The sequence below is a fragment of the Pseudovibrio sp. Ad26 genome, assembly GCF_001623285.1.
GTDB lineage: Bacteria > Pseudomonadota > Alphaproteobacteria > Rhizobiales > Stappiaceae > Pseudovibrio > Pseudovibrio ascidiaceicola.
On record NZ_LMCE01000047.1, the window covers coordinates 69,129 to 90,409 of the forward strand.

Below are 21,281 nucleotides of genomic sequence, written 5' to 3' on the forward strand. Positions count from 1 at the left end.
CTCAGGACAGTTTCGAGCCGTAGCGGAGGAGGAACCGCGAGCGGTTCATTGGGAGAAGGGCGTGTTATGGGGATAGCACGCCCTTATTTTTTGCTGGGTCTGTTAAATGATCAGACTTCTTAAGGCGTAAGAGACCACTGCGATGGAGGCAACGCCTGCCACCCAAAGGGCTGCAAACCAAAGCAACCGCTTCCATAAAGGTTGGTCAATTTCGCCGGTTTTATCGAGGCTCATCAGTGATACCCTTCCGTTGATTTGATCTTGCCACGGAACACGTAGTACGCGTAGGCCGTATAGGCGAGGATCATCGGGATGAGGATGACCGCTCCCACAAGCAGGAATTTCAGACTACTGTCAGGCGCAGCTGCTTCCCAAAGGGTGTAAACATTTGGCACCACATACGGGAAGATGTTGATCCCAAGTCCCACATAGGTCAGCAGGAAGATCACAAGTGACGCGAGGAATGGTGTGTAATCCGCATCGCTCATCAAAGCCCGCCACAGCACCAGCGTGGTGACTGCCACAAGAAGTGGAACCGGGAATGTGTAAAGCAGATATGGGAAGCTGAACCACTTCTCCATAATGCTCTCATTGATGAATGGCATCCACATGCTGACCAGCAGAAGGAAGCCAATCAGAATAAGAGCGGCGTACTTCGAGACGCGGCGGAAATGCGCTTGCGGCACACCTTCCAGCTTCATCACCAGCCATGTAGCGCCAAGCAGGGCGTAGCCGGAGATCACGGCAAAACCGGTCATGACAGAAAATGGTGTCAGCCAATCCCACCAGCCGCCGGCATAAGTGCGGTCAACCACCTCAATGCCTTGCACAAGCGTGCCAAGCACCAGTCCCTGACAGAACGCAGCAACGATAGACCCTGCAAAGAAAGATATATCCCAGAAAGGTCTGCGCTCAACAGATGACTTGAAGCGGAACTCAAAGGCAACGCCTCTGAAGATCAGCCCGATCAACATGCCAATAATCGGTGCGTAGACCGCAGGCATGATGACTGAATAGGCCAGCGGGAACACGGCAAACAAACCACCGCCACCAAGGACGAGCCAGGTCTCATTGCCATCCCAGACAGGGGCAACACTGTTCATCATCAATGTGCGTTCATCAGCGTCTTTGGTGGTCGGGTACAAGATCCCGATGCCAAGATCAAAGCCATCCAAAATCACATAGGCGAAGATCGCGACTGCAATGAGAAAACCCCAAATGAGTGGATAATCAAGAATCATGGGAACGATCTCCCTCATGTGGTTGCAGGGCCTGCGCAGGAGTGATGCCTGCGGTTCTGACGGGTACGCCTTCCTCAACGCCCTGGCTCGCGTCCGGAGACTTCGCCATGGATCGGAAGATGTAGAAGATACCAACGCCAAAGACGATACAGTACACCGCTACAAAGATGACCAGCGAAGCCCAGACGGCAGGCGCTTCAACGGGTGAGACGGATTCTGACGTCCTGAGCAACCCGTAGACCGTGTAGGGTTGGCGGCCAACTTCCGTTGTTGTCCAGCCCGCTATGACAGCGACGAAACCAGCAGGCCCCATAACGATGGAAGCTCGCTGAAGCCATTCACTCTCATAAAGCCGGCCACGGATCCGAGACCATAGGCCCCATACGCCAACAAGCAACATCAAGACACCAATACCAACCATGATGCGGAAAGACACAAATACGATAGCTGCCGGTGGCCAGTCTTCCCGTGGAAACTCATTCAAACCAGGGACAACACCATCGAGGCTGTGGGTCAGAATAATGCTGGAGAGATAAGGGACTTCAATCTTGTACTTTGTTTCTCCAGCTTCCGTATCCGGCCATCCAAAGAGGATGAGCGGGGCAGGGCCCTGAGAATCAAAGTGCCCCTCCATAGCTGCAATCTTGGCAGGCTGATGCTCCAGAGTGTTGAGGCCGTGATAGTCCCCGGCAAGCATCTGGATTGGCGTGACAACAATCATCATCCACATGGCCATGGAGAACATCACCTGCGCCGCCGCATTAAAGCGGTTCTTCAGCAGATGATAGGCACCCACGGCACCAACCACGAAGGCGGTGGTCAGGTAAGCTGCCAGCACCATATGCACGAGCCGGTAAGGGAAGGAGGGGTTGAAGATGATCGCCCACCAATCCGCAGGCACGAACTGGCCAACGTCATTCATGGCGTAGCCTGCTGGTGTCTGCATCCAGCTGTTTACGGAAAGAATCCAGAAAGCGGAAAGGGCGGTGCCAATGGCAACAACCACAGTGGCGATGAAGTGAAGCTTCTTGCCTACGCGGTTCATACCAAACAACATGATGCCGAGGAAACCTGCTTCCAGAAAGAACGCAGTGAGCACCTCATACCCCATGAGCGGCCCAATGACCGATCCGGTTTTGTCTGCAAAGGCAGACCAGTTGGTGCCAAATTGATACGCCATGACGATGCCGGAAACGACACCCATGGCAAAAGATAGTGCAAAGATTACGATCCAGAACTTGAAGACCCGCAAGTATACATCGCGACCTGTCCATAGCCATAAGCCTTCGAGCACGGCAAGAAAACTCGCCAAGCCTATAGTAAAGGCGGGAAATATGATATGGAACGCGATTGTAAAAGCAAATTGGAATCGAGCTAGATCAACTGCTAAACTGTCCATGTGACCACCTGTCGATGGGATGTGCTAATTTTAAATCATGGAATTCCGTAGCGGAACACTGTTAATAATTATGTTTTTTCCGCGATCCATGACCAGTGCACCCCAAAAGATAGGGCACTTGTCTTTGCTGTAGTAACTGTTTCCTTGAAAAAGTGAGTTGCATTAGGAGCTATGCGCTATGCAAAGTGTCGCATAATTTCTGCTTATGCCCGATCCGACACAGCACTATCCAGTTTGTATTAATTCTAATTCTAATATTTCGTTTTGCCATGGAATGATGGCTGCACAAACCAGTAAAGCAGCAGCAAACCACCTAGAATCGGTATGAAAGCGATCAGCAACCAAAAGCCAGATCGATTGATGTCATGCAGCCGCCGCACGGCCACGGCCAGATTGGGCAAGAAGAATGCAATGCTCATGATGGAGCTTAACGGAGCACCATCCTGCACACTCCCCGCAGGCAATCCCAGAGTAGGGGCGATCACAAAGTTATCGATAAGGTGAGCGGCAACCATCACGATGAAAACGAACAGAGCCCACCACCAGTATTCGGACCGCGGTGCGCGGCCAGTGAACTGCACATACTTCTTGAAACAAGTTCTGATGGCTCGTTCAAAGGTCATAGCGTCCTCACATCGTTGTTTTGCTTCGTGCACAGCTTGAGTGCCAGAATGCCCAGGAACACAAGCGGGCGGCAATCACTGAGATGATGCGGGTTCACTGATAACGGGCAATCACAACTTCTCGGGATGGCAGGACGTGAAGATAGAGTAAGAACACCCAGCCTAAGATTGGCAAGAGCCAGAGAAACAACCAAAACCCGGAATAGTTCACATCATGAAGGCGACGAACGCCCACGGCTAATCCCGGCAGGAGCAATATAGCTGAGACGATCAAACCTATTGGCTGCGTGGTGTGCTGATTGCTCTCAGGAATTTGCTGAAAAAGACTTTCAAGGATCAAACCGTCAACACCAGCTGCGATTAGGCCCATAATGGAGCTGAAGAGAACCCACCACCAAAACTCAGAACGTGATGCCCGACCATAGAAGTGAGCATACTTCTTGAAACAGGTTCTGACAGCTTGGTTAAAGGTCATCGCATCCTCACGTTAATTGCCAAATCTATGACGGTCCGAAGGTCAGAATGCCAAGCAACGTGTTTCAACTGCAATTACTGAGATGCAAGGGGCCTGTGACTGTGGTTCAATTGAAAGCCCAAATGCAAAACAGGAGAGTAAAGAACCGGTCTTTACTCTCCTGTTTGTGTTTATTTGCTTAAGCAGAGCTTACTGTTTGAGCTGATACTGAACCGTCGGCGCAAAGCTGCATCCCCCACAGGAGCTTGCACAGCTGCTGGAGGCGGAGCTTGAGGAGCATCCCACTTCCTCAATGCGCCCCAATGCTTTGAGCTGCGAAACCATCGCCATGGCAAAGTCACTTGGGATGTTCATATCCTGAGCGATCTCACCCACGGTGGCGCCGCCACGCTTTGCCAAAACACCTTCGATCTGCTGCAACATTTTATTCTGCGGCCTCCAGTGCTGCCTGATGCGCAATGGTGCTCTCTGCTTTCTGACGCATGAAGACCAACACACTGGCAATTGCAGCCAGCAGTCCAATGATCCAGAGCGCAGAAGACGTTGGATGGCGAGCGAAGGTGCCAATCTGATAAGCCAGAGAAGCGCCGGAATAGGCCAGCAAGGTGGTCCAGCCTGCCGCAAACAGAGCCCAGTTGCGACCAACCTCACGCCAGATAGTTGCTAGAGCCGCAGTGCAGGGAATGTAAAGCAGCACAGCAACCATGTAGGCGAATGCACCGACCTTTCCGTCAAAGTGCGCTGCAAGTGCAGTGAACAAGCCAACCTCAACCTCTTGCTCTTCTGCAGCCACATTGAAGCTGGAGGTGTCACCAATATCGATGCCAAGTGGATCAAGCATCTGCGAAGTCAAGTCCACAATGCTGGTCGTGAAGGTATTGATGGCCTCTTGCGCGGTTTCCAGCGGTGCAGGAGCTCCACCTTCTTCATCAGTGGTGACGTAGAGTGTCTGCAAGGTACCAACCACAGCTTCCTTCGCAAAGATGCCAGTGACTAGACCGACTGTGGCTGGCCAGTCATCTTCACTCAGCCCCATAGGGGCAAAGATTGGTGTTACTTGCTTGGAAACCACTGCTAGAACAGAGTTGCCATTGGCCTCGTTGCCAACGTTTCCTTTGAAGTCCACGGAGTTCAAAATGGTCAGAACAGCGACCACCGTGACAATGATCTTACCAGCGCCAAACAGGAAAATCTTCAGACGCGTCCAGACCAACTTCATCACCTGCGCAAACTGTGGCATCTGATAGGTTGGCAGCTCAATCGCAAGACTGGTGGATTGCCCTTTATAGAAGGATTTGGACAGCGCCCAGCCTGTAAAGACAGCAACGCCAACGCCCAGTAGATAAAGCGCGAACACGATGTTTTGGCCATTGACTGGGAAGAACGCAGCAGCAAACAGCGCATAAACCGGCAGACGTGCACCACAAGACATGAACGGCGCCATCATGGATGTCACCACCCGCTCACGCTCCGTCTCCAGCGTACGGGTCGCCACAACAGCAGGTACAGTGCAACCAAAGCCCAGAATAAGCGGCAGGAAGGCACGACCGGGCAGTCCGATCCGGCGCATCAGGCCATCTGCAACCACTGCGGCACGAGCCATATACCCGCTCTGCTCAAGGAAAATCTGACAGAGGAAAAGCAAACCGACGATAGGGGCGAACGTACCGACAGTCTGTAAACCTCCGCCAAGTGCTGTGATCAGCATTTCCAGTGCACCACCTTCAAGCCCAACTGCATAAAGCAGGCTCAACGGCGCCTGAATAAACAAGGCGTCTCCCAATCCATCAAACAGATCGATGAAGTAGGAGGAAACATTAATCGCGATGAAGAACATCGCATACATCGCGCCAAGGAACACAAACGGGCCAGCCCACTTGGAAAGCACAAAGCGGTCAATCTTATCTGAGAAGCTGCGCACATCCTGTGGCTCAGGCAATTCCATCAGTTGCGCGAGAGAATAAGCCCGATTGAAGTAACTCGTCGCCATCACCAACTCAGTTGGATCTTGCAGGCGAAGCTCACATCTTTTGGAAACAGCTTGAGCCTTCTCCAGCACAGCAGCAGGCACCATCTCACGCGCCAGCTTGTCTCCTTCCATTAACCGATGCGCCAATGGCATGGATTGATCTGACAACGCCGGAGCCAGTTTGGCGATCTCATCAGCGAGCTCTTTGACAGGCTCAATCAGATCAAACGGGTCTGTCAGCAAACGGGAGGGGACATCTGGTGAGCGAACAGCAGTCGACAATTCATCACGCAAACCAGCCAGAGAATGCTCGTCGTGGACGGAAGTTGCGATCACCGGCATAGCAAGCGCAGCTGAGAGGCGATCAGCTGCTGACTGCAAAACACCGGCAGGCCAAAGATCTGCTTTGGTCATCACTGCAACGATTGGCACATCAAATGCGAGGGCCTGCAGCAAAATAGCGAGAGAACGCTCCAGCGCAATCGGATCAAGCACAACGGCCAGTGCAGTCGGGCGATCAGACAAAAGCGCTTGACGGGTAATACGCTCGTCAATGCGGTCATCTTCAGGGGAGGAAAGCGTCGCAACACCCGGCAGGTCCAGCAGGGCGAGCGTGGTGGTCTGAGTCTGGCAAATGCCAGTCTTACGATCAACAGTAACACCGGGCCAATTGCCGATAACCTGACTGCGGCCAGTCAACTTGTTGAACAGGCTGGATTTGCCGGAGTTGGCAGTTCCAAGCAAATGAACTTGGGGTTTGTCTTCACAGCGACAAGAGCCGGTGTCGTGGCAGCTCATTGGCTAACCTCTTCCACCAAAATGGTGTCAGCCAGATCAACGCCAACTGCCACGCGCTGAGAGCCGATGGAAAGGATACGTGCCCGCTTGCCGCTGCCTTCAAAAATGGAAAGTGGACGGTCACTCGTCAGGCCAAGAGAGCGCAACTTCAGGGCATCTGCCCGGTTTCGCCCAAGGCGAACAACTTTCAACTCAACACCTGCACGTGCTTCTGTCAGCGGCTTGGCCTGTACTGGTGGAACGAATGTTTCGCGGTAAGGCGCGAAGACTTCTTTATGGGGTGCTTGCTCGAATGTTTCTCTGGCTAGCAAAGACATCAACGTCTCCAAAATCTTATTTCTTGAAGACATAAAACTGCAATTGCGAATGACTTGCAATGACAGCAATCAAACAAAAAGGGAAGATTCCCTCATAATAGAGTGCTGCTATCACTTTGGAATTATTATAAAAAATGGAATATTACTGTAATTGAGACGGCCCTGTCACTCTACGCGCTTGTTCTAAAACAGCTTCTTTGGATTTAGCGCTATCCAGCCTAACCCAGTGGATCTCGCCCAGATCGTAACTTTGCTGCATCCGCACCACCTCAGAGTCTGCATCTGATGCGTCGCCGTGTCGCGCATCAACACGGTTGATAAGCGTCTCCACATCAGCTTCCAGCCAGATCCCCTGAAATTCTGCACCCGTCTTTATGGCAAGTTGCTCAACTGAGTCTCTTTCTGCCGGCTTGCTATAAACCCCATCGATAATGACGGAGTGTCCGGCTGCCAGCACCACTTCAGCCCGATGCAGCAACTCAGCATAGACCTTATTAGAAAACTCTGGTGTGTATGTCTCTTTACCAGCAGTCTCCACCTCACCAATCTCCAACATCTCCTTACGCAAAACATCCGTACGCAGATGTACAGCTCCCGGCATGCGCCCAAGTAAGGGGGCCAGGCCTTGAGCAAGCGTGGTTTTACCAGTGCCGGAAAGACCACCAACCACACAAAGAACAGGTGGTGTTGGTTCAAGCGCTCTTTGGCAAATCTTGAAATACTCTTGTGCCTGATACTCGGTCTTCCGCCGTGTTTCACCTTCTTGGTGCAATGACGCCGCTGCCCCGATCTTGGCGCGGATCGCAGCTCGCATCATCAGGTAGAACCTTAATACGCGAAGGTCTTCCAGATGCTTCGGCTGTCGCGCCAGTTGGAGATAGGTGTTCAACACGACATTCGCTGCTTCGGGCTCTTTTCGCTCACATAGGTCTAGTAGTAAAAAGGCGAGATCATAAAGAACATCTCCCGTCGCGATTGCATCATCAAACTCAACCGCATCAAACAAAAGCGGCTTCCCGTCATGCATAACGATATTGGCCAGGTGGGCATCACCATGATTGAGACGCACAAGCCCCAACTTGCCGCGGTCCCGGATCATGCATTCGATATGTTGGTGCTCTTTGCGGGCAGCTTCGTCCAGCGCTAACACTTGATCACCGGGAAAAAACTGCGGGAACTCTTGGAATGCAACAAGGTTTTGGTCGGTGTAATTGAGCAGATCATCAATCCACGGCTGGGCTTCCCGCAGTGTTGTTCGGCTATGGGCATCTACCATCAGTTTCGCTAAGTCTACCGCCAGCTCTCTGCTGATACCCTTTTCCTCAGCAACTCTGTCCAGCCCGAGGTGTTCGTTAAAGCGGTTCATATGGACCACCCACTCAACGACAGCGCCATGACCGGCCAGCTCTAAAGAGCCATCCGGCTCCAATGTGATGGGCAGGGTACTGCGGTAGATCTGAGGGGCGTACTGACTGTTGAGTTTGATCTCGGCTTCACAAGCTGTCTTCCGCTTCTCCAGAGTGGAATAGTCAAGGAACGGAAACTTCACATCCCGCTTCATCTTGTAGGCGTCATTCCCAACCAGAAAGGCAATATTCGCATGCGTGTCGATGCGCTTGACCTCTTGCCCTCGGTGCGCTTCGGGAGAGGTGAAAAAGCTGATGATGTCGCTTTGGGTCAGAGTATCCACGTCAAAACTGTCAGCGGTCATTGGTCCATCCATCAAAACTACGCAAAAGCAGACTCTCTGGAGGTGTTGTGCACCTTCAGGCTGCAATTGCCAATCTATCAATCGGGCTTAAGAGGTATTCTAGGGCCATAGATTTATTGTGAAAGTGAAAAACAGGGGTAACTCAACAAACTACTCAATCTGTCATGCAGGCTTCATCATTCACACTGTGTTTTGCCCAGTTCATTCCATCTAGGAATAATAAAGAGAAATACTGCAGATTTTCACGAGAGCATAATCCGCGTATCTTCCCTTCAATTGAATTAGGACTGGAGTGAGGGATGAGCCAGACAATGCGGACCGGTGGTCAGTTAATCGTGGATGCGCTGGAAGATCAGGGCGCCGAACGTGTCTTCTGTGTGCCGGGTGAGAGCTATCTTGCTGTTCTGGATGCGCTGTATGATGCCTCCGTTCCCATAACCCTGTGCCGTCAGGAAGGCGGCGCGGCCATGATGGCAGAAGCTTGGGGTAAAATGACCGGGAAGCCGGGCATTTGCATGGTGACACGCGGCCCGGGTGCAACCAACGCATCTGCTGGCGTGCACATTGCGCAGCAGGATTCCACGCCGATGATCCTGTTTGTTGGCCAGATCGCTCGCGATATGCGCGAACGTGATGCCTTTCAGGAAGTCAACTACCGTCAGATGTTTGGCAGCATCGCCAAATGGGTTGCTGAGATTGATCAAGCGGATCGTATCCCGGAAATGATCTCGCGCGCTTACCATGTCGCAACATCAGGCCGTCCCGGTCCTGTCGTTTTGGCCTTGCCAGAAGATATGCTGATAGAGCTGGCAGAGGCACAACGTGTTCCGGCTATGCGCCCAATTGAGACTTATCCGTCCAATCATCAGATGGAAGAGTTTAAACAACTGCTGGAAGGGGCCGAGCGTCCATTCTTCATTCTCGGCGGTTCCCGCTGGTCAGAAGAGACCTGCGACGCCTTTAAGGCTTTTGCTGAAAAGACTGATTTGCCGGTTGGTGTATCGTTCCGCCGCCAGATGCTCTTTGACAACGGCCATGCCTGCTACGCTGGTGATGTGGGCATCGGCATCAACCCGAAGCTCAAAGCTCGCATCGAGAACTCAGATCTCATTGTTCTGCTCGGTGATATCCTCTCCGAGATGCCAAGCCAGTCTTATTCCATGCTGAACATTCCAGTACCGGCACAAAAGGTCGTTCACATCCATCCGGGTGCAGAGGAACTTGGGCGCATGTACATGCCAACGCTGGGTATCAACGCCAGCCCTGCAGGCTTCTGCGAAGCTCTGGCAGAGTTAGACATAAAGCAGCAAGCTGGCTGGAATGCACAGGTTGAAGAAGCGCATGCGGATTATCTGGCATGGTCAGGTGCTCGCCCAACGGTGACGGGTGATCTGCAAATGGCTGAGGTGATGGAGTGGATTGAGAACAACCTCGATGACTCCACCATCTTCACCAATGGTGCGGGCAACTACGCCACTTGGGTGCATCGCTTCCATCGCTTCCGCAAATATAACACGCAGCTGGCTCCAACCTCCGGCTCAATGGGCTATGGCCTACCAGCAGCCGTAGCAGCCAAGCTCAAGTTCCCTGAGCGTGATGTGGTCTGTTTTGCGGGTGACGGATGTCTGCAGATGACCATTCAGGAGCTGGGTACTGCAGCGCAGGAGGGTGCAAACATTATTGTAGTTGTTGTCGACAACGGCATCTACGGCACAATCCGCATGCATCAGGAACGTGAGTATCCAGGGCGCATCAGCGCAACCACACTGCACAATCCAAACTTTGCTGATGTTGCAAAAGCCTATGGCTTCCACTCAAGCACAGTGAAAACGGCTGATGAGTTCGGTCCCGCCTTTGAAGCTGCAAAAGCAAGCGGCAAGCCAGCTCTGTTGCATCTGCATCTGGACCCAGAAGCGATCACGCCAATCCGTTCGCTGTCACAGATTCGCGAAGCCTCTATGGCGACGAGTTAAGCGAAACATTGCGGAGACGATGGCTTAGCTCATCGTCTCCCGGTCAAGGGTTGTGACGTCCAAAACAACATCAGCAAGCGCATCGTCATCAGGAGAGCGCTTCACGCGGAAACCGAGGCTGCGGCACATATCCAGCATGGTGGTGTTCTCGCGTAGAACCTCACCTTTGACGGTCTGGATGCCGTCCACCTTCGCATAACGAATAATCAACTTCATCAGAACCCAACCAAGACCCATGCCCTTGAGGTTGGATTGTACCATCACGGCATACTCGCCCTCGGTGTGGTCCGGGTTTGCATGAAGCCGAACCACTCCCAGAATATCGCCCGTTTCAGGATCAATAGCCGAAAATGCCATGGCCCGCGCGTAGTCCAGCTGCACGAGCCGAGCTAGAAACGTATGCGAAAACTCTTTGACGGGAGCAAAGAACCTTAGCCGCAAGTCTTCAACCGAAACCTTCTCAAAAAAGTTCTTCAGCTTGCCTTGGTCTTCAGGTCGTATTGGCCGGATCAGGATCGTCTTGCCATCCTTCAGCTTATGTGTGTGTTCCCATTCAACAGGGTAGGGCACGATAGACAAGCGAGACGCACCTTGTCGTCCAGGCCGTTTATCTGGAGCACTGATCGCGACACGCGCATCAAGCACCACGATGCCATTTTCATCGACCACTACCGGATTCAAATCCAGCTCTCGCACTTCCGGGAAATCAACGGCGATCTGAGAGAGCTTCACCAGTAGATGCTCGACCTCTGCAACATTGGCAGATGGACGATTACGGAACCCCTTCAACAGCTTGGCTGTGCTGGTACGGGAGATCATCGCCTTGGCGAGGTTAAGATCAATTGGCACCAGATCAATCGCCCGGTCACCAACCACCTCAACGGATGTGCCGCCTTTGCCAAACACGACCACGGGCCCAAACACCGGATCATCCGCAAGGCCAGCATAGGTTTCTAATCCAAACCTGCGCGTCACCATTGGTTGGATTTCAACACCGGTAATGTCAGCATGCGGATAGGAGTGCTTCACATTGCCAAGGATTTTCTCAAAAGTTGCTTTCACACCTGCAACACTGTCAACGCCAAGATGCACGCCGCCAACATCAGACTTGAAGGTTAAATCAGGGCTGCTGACTTTAAGAACAAGTTGATCGTGTTTATCGAACAAAACCTCAGCAACCTTGGCAGCTTCCTCAACGGTTTTTACCAGATGCAATTCGACTTGATTAACTGAATAGGCTCGCAGAAGTTCCCGCGTTTGCAAAGGGGTCAGCCACTTCTGTCCATTCTCCAGCGCAACGCGAATTGTCTCTTTCGCCAACCGCAAGTTCGGCTTGTAATCGCTGGGCAAACTGTCCGGCACAGCAGAAAGGTGATCCTTCGCTTCCTTGTATCGAACCAGGTGCATAAAGGAGCGGATTGCGCCAGACGGGCTTGGATAACAAGGCACACGTGCTTCATCAAGAACTTGTCGCGGAATATTGGCACCACCAGCCAGCGTAGTCACAAAAGCCTGATGCTTGCCGAGCCGTTTGCGGTCTTCCTGACCTGCCTCAGCAAAGGCTTTCGCAACCTGAGAGAAATCTTCAAAAGCTGTCGGTGCAGCAATGGCCAGCACACCGTCGGAATTCGGGTCTCTCAATAAAGCGCTGATGCCTTCTTTGAACTCCTCAGGACTCGCAGCTTCAGACAAGACCAACGGATTGTCCGCCCGCGCATCAGTCCGGGTCAAAGAGCAAAGCTTCTCTTTGGTTTCCTCACTGATAGGAGCCAGCTTGCCACCAACCTTCGCAAGGCGGTCAGCAGCCAGCGTTGCCAGACTACGACCATTCGCGATGATAGAAAGTCGCCGCCCCGCTGATGGAGCAACGCGGGTGACAGTCTCTGCGGCTTCAAACATCTCATCAAGGTCGTAAACACGAAGCACGCCAGCACGCTGCAAAGCTGCATCATAAACAGAATCGCGCGTTGCCAGACGGCTGGAGTGGGCGGTGCCTGAAATGTGCTGGTCACGGCTCGCACCACTGCGAATAACGATCACTGGTTTAGATCGGGCCGCAGCACGGGCTGCTGACATAAACTTGCGAGGGTTTGCAATGGTCTCAAGGTGCACAAGGATCGCTTTGGTCCGATAATCCTGCGCATACCAGTCCAACAGATCAGAAACATCAACATCCAAGCGGCGACCAAGAGAAACAACACCAGAGAACCCGATGGAGTTGGCTTTGGCCCAGGACAAGGTGGTGTTGAAGATAGTGCCGGAGCGGGAAATAAGCGCCAGTTCCCCTTTCAAAGCTTGCTCACTTGTCAGGAGCGTAGAGAGCTTGGAATGTGGGGAAGCGATCCCGAGGCTACCCGGGCCGAGAATTCGAATATTGTACGGATGTGCAGCTTTCAAAAGCGCATCAAGGTGTTCATCACGCCAGCTGTCAAAGCCGCTTGCGGGAATAACCACAGCGCGTGTGCCTTGCTCGCCGAGAAGCCTGATGTCATCTGCTGCTGTAGTATGGTCTCCCAGCAAAATGGCAAGATCTGCTTTACCATCCACCTCTGGAATTGAAGCGATACTCCTAAATCCATCTGCTGAAGTTCCGGGCAAGTTAATAAACGCTTTAGGGCCAGAAAACCCGCAGCCGACAAGGCTGTCGATGAGACGCTGCAGGACCACCTCCTGCTTGCTGTTTGGGCCAACAATGGCAATAGAGCGTGGAGAGGTCAAACCCTCTAGATTGCAGATCGTCATAGCGCATTTCCCGTCAAACTCTGTTGAGTTTTAGGTGCTGTTACTCAGGTATTCAATTCAGACCAATGCCCCTCACAATGGAGCTGAAGGGCGTTTGATCTTCAAAATAGAAGAGAGGTGCGACAGCAAAGCGACACCTCTCTCCCTTTCAAAATGGGCAAGGATCGGGAGACAAAATGGGACGTCCCCCAACTAAATTAGTGAGCCATCAGAACTGGAATAGTCATGGAATGCAGAATGTCGCGGGTCGCTCCACCTACGAGATATTCACGCATACGGCTGTGACCGTAACCACCCATAACAAGCAGGTCTGTTCCATTTTCTGAGACATAGTTGAGAAGCGCATCGCCAACACCGATTGGTGGGTTGTTGATCACATCAACATTGATCTCCAGATCGTGGCGGGCAAGATACGTTGCAATGTCGGAACCTGGCTCACCTTCAAGAGGCAGACCTTTGTTCACGATCACGATTGTAACATGCTCTGCCATTTCCAGAATTGGAAGCGCTGAATGCACTGCACGTGCTGCTGTCGCGCTGCCATCCCAAGCCAAAACAACTTTTTTCGGCTTGAAATCACCTTTGGAGATGAATGGAACGATCAGCGTAGGTACGCCAGATTCGAACAGCAGACCTTCGATCAACATTTCGCGCATTGGCTCAGGTGCCTCAGGATTGTCCTGACCAATCACAACCATGTCGCTCAAGCGGCAATGACCCATGATGGATTCAAGGCTGCCACCGGTGACGATCTCTTCCACACGAGTTTCAGTGGAGATACCAGCAAGTTCTGCGTAGCCTTTGAACTTCTCAGTAGAAGTCTTAGCAGCATCGATGGCCTGATTTTTAGCAACCTGCAAATAATCGGTTGGCATTGGTGCTGCCAAAAAGCCGGGAACGATTGGCTCGAATGCCAGTGCAAGCCCAGTTGCATGTGCACCTGCCTGACGGGCAAATTCAACAGCAACCTTAGATGCTGTTTGATCGCCGTTCAGGTCTGTAATGGTGAGAATGTCCTTGATTGCCATAAGCCTTGTCTCCTTGCCCTCTATTTCTTAGCGGTACGGGAGGTTGTCCCTCGCCTGAAATATTAGGTCAGCATTGCAATAGCTGCTTTGATCCTTGTCAACCTTAATCATTGGGATAAGGTTTTGAAAAATAATGCAGTTTCACTATTATTATAAGTAAGGGAGTGTAAGGTAGCCCAGTTTCGCTCCAAATAGGTATACTTAAAGTCTTTATACTTTAGACAAAGAAGAACTCATCAGCTGAATAAAAGCAGAGTTTTTATACACTTGCGCCCTGCAAAGATATTTTGGACGAACGAACCTAGGGGCATGTGAATAGTCATTAAATCTTCGAATTACTAAGGTTTATTACTGAGAAAATTGTGATATTTCTATATTCGACGGAATTCAGGGAGGGGCTGGATTTGCACCTATTGCAAGGACGGCCAATTTATTTTCGGGAGTTGATAAATGAAAAATCTTAAGGTTGCGACCGCTGCGCTCGCAGCAACAATGGGCTCCGCGTTTGTGGGCGAAGCTCTGGCTGCAGATGTGACCTGGAATGTCTCGTTGTGGGGCAAACGACGTGCATTTACCGAGCACGTTGAAAAGCTATCGGAAGAAGTGGCAGCACGCACAAACGGCAATTTCGAAATCAAGCTGCATTACGGTGGAGCACTCTCCAAATCTCGCGAAAACCTTGATGGTATCTCCATCGGTGCGTTCGAGATGGCGCAGTTCTGCGCATCTTACCATGCAGACAAAAACCCGACATTGACCACCACCGATCTGCCATTCCTCGGCGTGCCTGATCTGGAAACTCAGGTGAAGGTAGATTTTGCGCTCTACAATCACCCTGCAGTTCAAAAAGATCTTGGTCGTTGGAATGCAAAACTGCTGATGCCATCTCCAATGCCGCAGTACAACCTGCTGGGTAAAGGCGATGCACCTGCAAAGCTGGCTGACTTTGAAGGCATGCGTGTACGTGCTCTTGGTGGCGTTGGTAATGCTATGAAGACCATTGGCGCTGTTCCGACAACCGTGACAGCTTCAGAGGCGTATCAGGCGATTGATTCTGGTACCGTGCAGGCCGTTGCTTTTGCACCTCATGCACATCTGTCATTCAAAACGGTTGAAGCTGGCAGCTGGTGGACCAACAACCTGAACCCAGGCACCGTGAGCTGTCCGGTTGTCGTCAGCACAGATGCTTACGACTTGCTGTCACCTGAATTCCAGAAGGCACTGGATGAAAGTGTTGCACCAGCAGTTCAGCACTACCTGGACACCTACGCAAAGGTCTACGACAAGTTCTATCCAGCTCTGGAAGCAAACGATGTTAAGCAAGTCTCCTTTACGGAAGAAGAGCTTGAAGGCTTCAAAGCTATTGCTGGTAAGCCAATCTGGGACAAGTGGGTTGAAGATATGTCTGCAAAGGGCCTCCCAGCAGCAGAACTGCTCACGCTCGTACAAAACACAATTGCTGGTAAGTAATTACCTATCAAAAGGCGCACCCTGTTTGGTGCGCCTTTTTTATTCCGATGGCTGCTCATCGGAGTTTTGTTTAAGAGCCTGCTCAAATGTATTCGCTCTGAGCAGGGCACAACATTTCTCTTAAAATCGGGCTGATAACATGTCCAAATCAAACGGCCCCGCATATCCCAAGTCGGATATGGCCTATCTCCGCTTTAACGGCGTGCTGGGGAAAATCGAAAACCTGTTCAACCTCATTGCAGCAACATCCATCCTCGTCTTGATGTTGCTGGCCGTCGTTCAGGTCGCTGGACGCAACTTGTTCAACCAGCCCGTACCCGGTTTTATTGATATTACAGAGCAAGCCATGGCCGTGTTCGCGTTCATGGGCATCGCTTATTGTCAGCGTGTTGGCGGCCATATCCGTATGGAGTTGGTAATCGGCGTCTTCAGAGGTCGTACTCAGTGGATTGCAGAGTTCCTCGGTGTGCTGGCAATCCTCCTCGTTGTATCGGTGTTGATGTATGGCTCCTTCCTGCACTTTGATCGTGCATGGACCTTTGGGGACAGCACGATGGATATTTCCATCCCGACCTGGCCGTCCAAGTTTATTGTTCCACTTGCATTGTCTTTGTTGTGGCTTCGCCTCGTTCTTCAGCTGTTTGGCTACTCCCGCCTGATCATCAACCCGTCAGCCTCAGTTTTGGATTTGCCGCACGTGATGGATGCTGCTCAGCATGCAAAAGCTGAGATTGAGGAGACATTCCATTCCGCCGAAAACGGAGAAGAGGGGCCTGAAATGAGAACACCTGCCCACGGAGGTGCATCATGACCCCGTTTGATATCGGTCTCATCATGACCGGGATGCTCTTGCTCCTCGTCATCATTGGTGTTCGTGTTGCCTTTGCGGCAGCGTTCGTTGGCATTATGGGCATGGTCGCGATCTTTTCCATGCGCCTCGGGTTTGAACGCGGTGTCATGACCGCTGCAAAAATGGCTGGCACGATCCCGCATTCCAAATCTGTAACTTACGCACTGTCCGTTTTGCCCACCTTCATCCTGATCGGCTTTCTGGCCTATTACGCTGGCCTGACAAAGCAGCTGTTTGAAGCCTCAAAACGCTGGCTAGGTTGGCTTCCAGGTGGCTTGGCAATCGGCACCGTTTTCGCCACAGCAGGTTTTGCGGCTGTATCAGGCGCATCGACTGCAACCTCTGCCGTGTTCGCCCGTGTCGCTATCCCGGAAATGTTGGAAGCAGGCTACTCCAAACGCCTCTCCGCGGCTGTGGTTGCGGCTGGTGGAACACTGGCCTCGCTGATCCCACCAAGCGCTATCCTCGTGATCTACGCCATTTTGGTGGAAGAGAGTGTTGGCAAACTCCTCATGGCTGGCTTTTTGCCCGGTGTTGTTTCCGTTCTCATATATGCAGTCATCATTTATGTCATCGCTGCATGGCAGGGCGGAGCACCTGCAATCGGTGGCTACAGCTGGAAAGAGCGCTTTGAATCTGTACCCGGCACGTTCCCTATCATTGGCGTGATCCTGATCATCTTCAGCAGCCTCTATTTTGGCTTTGCAACACCAACAGAAGCTGGCGCGTGTGGCGCGTTCGTGGTGCTACTGGCTGCGTTTTACAAAGGTATGCGTACCAAGCAGCTTTTCCTGGCCCTTCACGAGACAGCAAAGCTGACGGTGATGATCTTCACGCTCATCTGGGGCGTACTCGTCTATGTCCGTTTCCTCGGTTTTGCAGGCCTGCCAGATGCGTTCCGAGAGTTCATCGTCGCACTGGATTATCCGCCAATGATGATCATTGTTTGCATTCTGCTTGGCTATGCTGTGCTTGGCATGTTCATGGATGCAATTGGTATGCTCGTGCTGACCCTTCCGGTGGTCTTCCCGGCAATCATGGCACTTAATGGTGGCCTCGATGTTAGTGCAGCAGAAAGCACACTTGGCATGTCTGGGGCAGCCTGTGCGATCTGGTTCGGTATCATCGTGGTGAAAATGGCAGAGCTCTGCCTGATTACACCGCCCATTGGCTTGAACTGCTTCGTGGTCTCTGGCGTGCGTCCAGACATTCCGGTTCAGGAAGTCTTCCGTGGTGCAACACCGTTCTTCGTAGCGGATGTGGTGACTGTAGCTGTCTTGGTGGCTTTCCCGGCAATCATAACTTTCCTGCCATCCTTGATGTAAAATGGCTGTTCAATTGAGATAATGGAAAACCCCGGTCAGTGGACCGGGGTTTTTTACTGCGCCATACTCTGTGGTTTCAAACAAAGAGCATTGCCATGAAAATCAAAAAATTATCTAATCAGGATCAAGAGGCAGTTTGGTCGTTCTTGATGAAGCACGTCTACAGCTCAATGTTTCTGCTCAGCAATATCGAAAAGGCGGGCCTGAAGTACACGGGCGAGCTATATTCAGGAGAGTATTGGGGCGCTTACGATGAGGCCGGTGAGCTAATAGGTGTTCTGGCGCAATTCTGGAACGGTAACCTGATGACACAGGCACCTGACTTGAACGCTCTGGAAGCTCTCACCACGCATTTCTGTGAAGTTGTTAACCGTCCCATTGCCGGATTGGTTGGCGATGGTGAGCAAGCCAGTTTTGTGTTGAGCAAACTGAACTTTCCCGTAACTGCCTTCAATACCAACCGCAGCGAAGGCCTCTATCAATTGGCCTTGGAGGAGCTGCAACTCACTGAGAAAGCAACTAGAGATCAGTTCACTCTGATCCCAACGTCAGAAGCTGATACGTCATTACTGTTCGATTGGCTAAAAGCGTACGAGCTGGAAGCCTTTGGCGGTGAAGCCAACGAAGAGCATGACAAACACATCACAAACCGCGTGACGCAAATGCAAAAAAGCGGTAATGCATGGGTCTTGTTGGACAAAGAGCAACCTGTTGCGTTGAGCGGGTTTAATGCAACCCTTGCGGAAATCGTGCAAGTCGGCCCTGTCTGGACACCACCTGAACATCGCAACAACGGATATGCCAGAGCCGTCGTTGCACTCACACTGGATCTTGTGAAGAAACAAGGTGTACGGAGATCGGTTCTGTTCACCGATAATCCCGCGGCAGCAAAAGCTTATGAGGCTATCGGTTTCAAGCAAAACGGAAGCTTCCATCTTGCCTTGCTTAAGGAGCCAGTTGAATTATCGAGAGTCTCCGCCTGATCTGTTTTTGTCTCGCTTGAACTACACATACCCCTTAGTGTCTCGGATAGTGATTTCTACCGAGGTTCGATAGCATCCAGAAACCCATCTCCTTTGCAAAGCAGCAGCGTGAGCCAGTCCACGCAATCGGAGAAATTAGGCACTCCGATCGTAGCAATGCCTGGTGAAGGAGGTGGTAGATGGATGAAATTTGAACTGAAGTTCAAAATAGAAAAAGCACGGAACAGACTGGTACTCTGGTTCCGTGCAATTCTAAAATAAGCCATCGGGAAAGGAGGCTGTAGCTCCCTTTCTCTTCCTCAATATAGTCCTGATCCCTTAATCACGCAATCTTGAAGGGGGCTGTCGCTATGCCAGAATATCAGCCGCCAGAAGAAAGAGAATAACTCCACCCTTTTCATTCATAAATAGCAGAGGCTTGCAACAACTTGTAAAGATCGGCCCACGTAACATAACGATCAGATGGCTCATCAAACAAACTGTTGCGCCCCTCAAAAGCCTCAAGCCAAGCCTGCATGGCTTCAATAAATGCAACAGTTCGAATGTTCTCCTCTGGAAACGTGGGATCTTCCAACAAGAAACTCAACGCCTTACAAAAATCTTGCGTTGATTCAATTTTTACATCTCGGTTATTGTCCTCGGACCGCAATATCCTGCCCTCCGTTTATCGTAGAAAATTTAAAATGAGGAAATAGAGGGTATTCCTCCGTAATCACTTCTAAAACAAGCTGCCTTGTGCGTCTGGATCAACCACACTTTTCTTCTTTCTTGGAGCAGGCTTAGTCTGTTTTGCTTTTGTCTGAGCCACATGCTCCTCCAGGTTCTTTGGAGGAGAAGTTGGCTCCGCAGTAGCCTCAACGACGGTTTCTGACATCGGCTTCATTGGTCGCGGAGGCGTTGGCGTTACCCCACCCCCATCAGCCACAGCTCCAACAGTGCCACCCTTCATCTCCAGTTTCAGGGATTGCCCTGCCTGAACATCCTGTGCGCTGGCCAGTGGAACACCAGCCTGATCACGCACCACAGCGTAACCACGCTCAATCACTCGCTCATAGCTTAGTGAGGCCAAAAGCCCGGCAGAGTTGGAAAGGCGCAGGCGTTGCCGTTGCACTTGGTTGGAAAAGGCTGCAATGGCACGACCTTTCAAAACCTGAAGCCGCTCGCGCCCTTGCGCAACCTGCCGTTCAAGTGTGATAGGACGTAAGCCGGAGGAAACTGCTGTCAGAGAATTCCGGTGGATTTGCGTGTTCGTCTTCAGTCCCTGCTCAAGACGGCCTGCCACCATATCAAACCGCTGGCGTGGAAGAGCAAGAAGATCTCGTGGAGCAGGCAGTGCAGCACTTGCGGCCCGCAGCTCCGTGCGGCGCGTTTGGACCAAGCGCAACAGGCCTGTTGAGAGGCGGCGGGACAGATCATCCACCTGTGCGGTCATCTCAGCCTTTACCGGAACAGCAAACTCAGCAGCACCAGTTGGCGTTGGCGCACGTACATCGGCGGCCAGATCAATCAATGTCCAGTCTGTCTCATGTCCAACAGCTGAAATCAGCGGGATTTGGGAGTCTGCTGCAGCACGAACCACAGCTTCATCATTAAAGCCCCAAAGGTCTTCAATCGAACCACCACCGCGCGCAACGATCAGAACATCTGGGCGTGGTATCGCTCCGTTGGCCTCAAGCGCGTTAAAACCGCGAATACCAGCTGCAACTTCAGAGCCGCAGCTCTCACCCTGTACGCGAACTGGCCAAACCAAAACATGCAGAGGAAAACGGTCGCTGATGCGATGCAGGATATCGCGAATAACCGCACCAGTTGGGGACGTAACAACGCCAATCACGCGTGGCATACGTGGTAAGGCAACCTTGCGCTCTTCTGCAAACAAACCTTCTGCCGCCAGTTTGCGCTTGCGCTCTTCCAGCAGCGCCATCAACGCCCCGGCGCCAGCGGGCTCAAGGCTATCAATCACCATTTGGTACTTGGATTGCCCGGGAAAGGTGGTGATTTTACCCGTCGCAATGACTTCAAGACCTTGCTCTGGCTGAACCTTGAGCCGTGAAGCATTGCCACGCCAGATAATGCCGGAAAGCACGGACTTGTCGTCTTTTACATCCAGATAGATATGCCCTGAAGCTGGTTTGCTCACACGTCCTAACTCGCCACGCACACGGATATAGCCAAACTTGTCCTCAAGCTCGCGTTTGATATCACCGGAAATCTCGGAGACGGTATATTCAGCAATGTTGGAGCGTTCAGACAATGTCAGACTTCTTTCATATGCGGCAAAAAGTAAACCATTCTCTCTTAGTGTAGCCCGTGACAATTGCAAAGGGGAACCGTGAGAAGCGCTTCCACCTGTTGAGACATTGAGTTCTCACCAGCA

The 21,281-nt window shown here is 51.8% G+C and carries 18 protein-coding genes; 5 read left to right on the forward strand and 13 right to left on the reverse strand.

The annotated features are described in order from the left end of the window. Nucleotides 1–102 precede the first annotated feature (102 nt). The 9 genes from PsAD26_RS29295 to PsAD26_RS06840 all read right to left on the reverse strand — a co-directional run bounded on the left by PsAD26_RS29295 (nt 103) and on the right by PsAD26_RS06840 (nt 8,533). The gene (locus tag PsAD26_RS29295) at nt 103–234 is read right to left on the reverse strand and encodes a DUF2474 family protein (RefSeq protein WP_152986720.1); all 132 of its coding nucleotides are present in this window, start codon (nt 232–234) and stop codon (nt 103–105) included. Continuing rightward, nucleotides 234–1,241 (reverse strand): cytochrome d ubiquinol oxidase subunit II, encoded by a 1,008-nt coding sequence (gene cydB / locus PsAD26_RS06800; protein ID WP_063287108.1) that lies wholly within the window; start codon nt 1,239–1,241, stop codon nt 234–236. Before cydB ends, PsAD26_RS29295 begins: the two co-directional genes overlap by 1 nt. Continuing rightward, on the reverse strand, nt 1,231–2,640 hold the full coding sequence (locus tag PsAD26_RS06805) for a cytochrome ubiquinol oxidase subunit I (protein WP_084403599.1): 1,410 nt from the start codon (nt 2,638–2,640) through the stop codon (nt 1,231–1,233). Before PsAD26_RS06805 ends, cydB begins: the two co-directional genes overlap by 11 nt. Before the next feature lie 251 nt (nt 2,641–2,891). Next, complete coding sequence (locus tag PsAD26_RS06815) at nt 2,892–3,263, reverse strand: DUF805 domain-containing protein (RefSeq protein WP_084403600.1); 372 nt, start codon at nt 3,261–3,263, stop codon at nt 2,892–2,894. A 94-nt stretch (nt 3,264–3,357) separates the two neighbouring features. Continuing rightward, nucleotides 3,358–3,738 carry a DUF805 domain-containing protein gene (locus PsAD26_RS06820; RefSeq protein ID WP_063309794.1) on the reverse strand — a complete coding sequence of 127 codons (381 nt, stop codon included), beginning with the start codon at nt 3,736–3,738 and terminating at the stop codon, nt 3,358–3,360. A 189-nt stretch (nt 3,739–3,927) separates the two neighbouring features. Beyond that, on the reverse strand, nt 3,928–4,161 hold the full coding sequence (locus tag PsAD26_RS06825; protein ID WP_063287111.1) for a FeoC-like transcriptional regulator: 234 nt from the start codon (nt 4,159–4,161) through the stop codon (nt 3,928–3,930). Nucleotide 4,162: 1 nt separating this feature from the next. Then, a complete protein-coding gene (gene feoB, locus PsAD26_RS06830; protein ID WP_063309795.1) occupies nt 4,163–6,505 on the reverse strand; it encodes a ferrous iron transport protein B in 2,343 nt (780 codons plus the stop codon). Continuing rightward, nucleotides 6,502–6,822, reverse strand: coding sequence for a FeoA domain-containing protein (locus PsAD26_RS06835; protein ID WP_063295402.1), 321 nt, complete (start codon nt 6,820–6,822; stop codon nt 6,502–6,504). The genes feoB and PsAD26_RS06835 overlap by 4 nt, the downstream gene beginning before the upstream one ends. 142 nt (nt 6,823–6,964) lie before the next feature. Beyond that, the gene (locus PsAD26_RS06840) at nt 6,965–8,533 is read right to left on the reverse strand and encodes a bifunctional aminoglycoside phosphotransferase/ATP-binding protein (RefSeq protein ID WP_208985549.1); all 1,569 of its coding nucleotides are present in this window, start codon (nt 8,531–8,533) and stop codon (nt 6,965–6,967) included. Between the two features lie 299 nt (nt 8,534–8,832). On the opposite strand from PsAD26_RS06840, the gene PsAD26_RS06845 reads away from it, so the two are divergent. Continuing rightward, nucleotides 8,833–10,506 carry a thiamine pyrophosphate-binding protein gene (locus PsAD26_RS06845; RefSeq protein WP_063309797.1) on the forward strand — a complete coding sequence of 558 codons (1,674 nt, stop codon included), beginning with the start codon at nt 8,833–8,835 and terminating at the stop codon, nt 10,504–10,506. 24 nt (nt 10,507–10,530) lie between these two features. On the opposite strand, the gene PsAD26_RS06850 is transcribed toward PsAD26_RS06845, so the two are convergent. Next, nucleotides 10,531–13,248: a bifunctional acetate--CoA ligase family protein/GNAT family N-acetyltransferase gene (locus tag PsAD26_RS06850; protein ID WP_063309798.1), complete on the reverse strand. Its 2,718-nt coding sequence runs from the start codon at nt 13,246–13,248 to the stop codon at nt 10,531–10,533. A 197-nt stretch (nt 13,249–13,445) separates the two neighbouring features. Then, a complete protein-coding gene (locus PsAD26_RS06855) occupies nt 13,446–14,276 on the reverse strand; it encodes a universal stress protein (protein ID WP_063309799.1) in 831 nt (276 codons plus the stop codon). Nucleotides 14,277–14,726: 450 nt separating this feature from the next. Between PsAD26_RS06855 and PsAD26_RS06860 the strand changes: the two genes are divergently transcribed. The 4 genes from PsAD26_RS06860 to PsAD26_RS06875 all read left to right on the forward strand — a co-directional run bounded on the left by PsAD26_RS06860 (nt 14,727) and on the right by PsAD26_RS06875 (nt 18,904). Next, the gene (locus tag PsAD26_RS06860; RefSeq protein WP_063309800.1) at nt 14,727–15,746 is read left to right on the forward strand and encodes a C4-dicarboxylate TRAP transporter substrate-binding protein; all 1,020 of its coding nucleotides are present in this window, start codon (nt 14,727–14,729) and stop codon (nt 15,744–15,746) included. 139 nt (nt 15,747–15,885) lie between these two features. Further along, nucleotides 15,886–16,557 carry a TRAP transporter small permease gene (locus tag PsAD26_RS06865; protein ID WP_063302498.1) on the forward strand — a complete coding sequence of 224 codons (672 nt, stop codon included), beginning with the start codon at nt 15,886–15,888 and terminating at the stop codon, nt 16,555–16,557. Continuing rightward, on the forward strand, nt 16,554–17,921 hold the full coding sequence (locus PsAD26_RS06870) for a TRAP transporter large permease (protein ID WP_063309801.1): 1,368 nt from the start codon (nt 16,554–16,556) through the stop codon (nt 17,919–17,921). The genes PsAD26_RS06865 and PsAD26_RS06870 overlap by 4 nt, the downstream gene beginning before the upstream one ends. A 95-nt stretch (nt 17,922–18,016) precedes the next feature. Beyond that, complete coding sequence (locus tag PsAD26_RS06875; protein ID WP_063310069.1) at nt 18,017–18,904, forward strand: GNAT family N-acetyltransferase; 888 nt, start codon at nt 18,017–18,019, stop codon at nt 18,902–18,904. A 397-nt stretch (nt 18,905–19,301) separates the two neighbouring features. On the opposite strand, the gene PsAD26_RS29645 is transcribed toward PsAD26_RS06875, so the two are convergent. Both PsAD26_RS29645 and xseA read right to left on the reverse strand, forming a co-directional pair. Next, nucleotides 19,302–19,478, reverse strand: a complete 177-nt coding sequence (locus tag PsAD26_RS29645; RefSeq protein ID WP_193758265.1) for a hypothetical protein — start codon at nt 19,476–19,478, stop codon at nt 19,302–19,304. Between the two features lie 144 nt (nt 19,479–19,622). Then, nucleotides 19,623–21,158 carry an exodeoxyribonuclease VII large subunit gene (xseA, locus tag PsAD26_RS06885; RefSeq protein ID WP_063309803.1) on the reverse strand — a complete coding sequence of 512 codons (1,536 nt, stop codon included), beginning with the start codon at nt 21,156–21,158 and terminating at the stop codon, nt 19,623–19,625. Nucleotides 21,159–21,281: the final 123 nt, after the last annotated feature.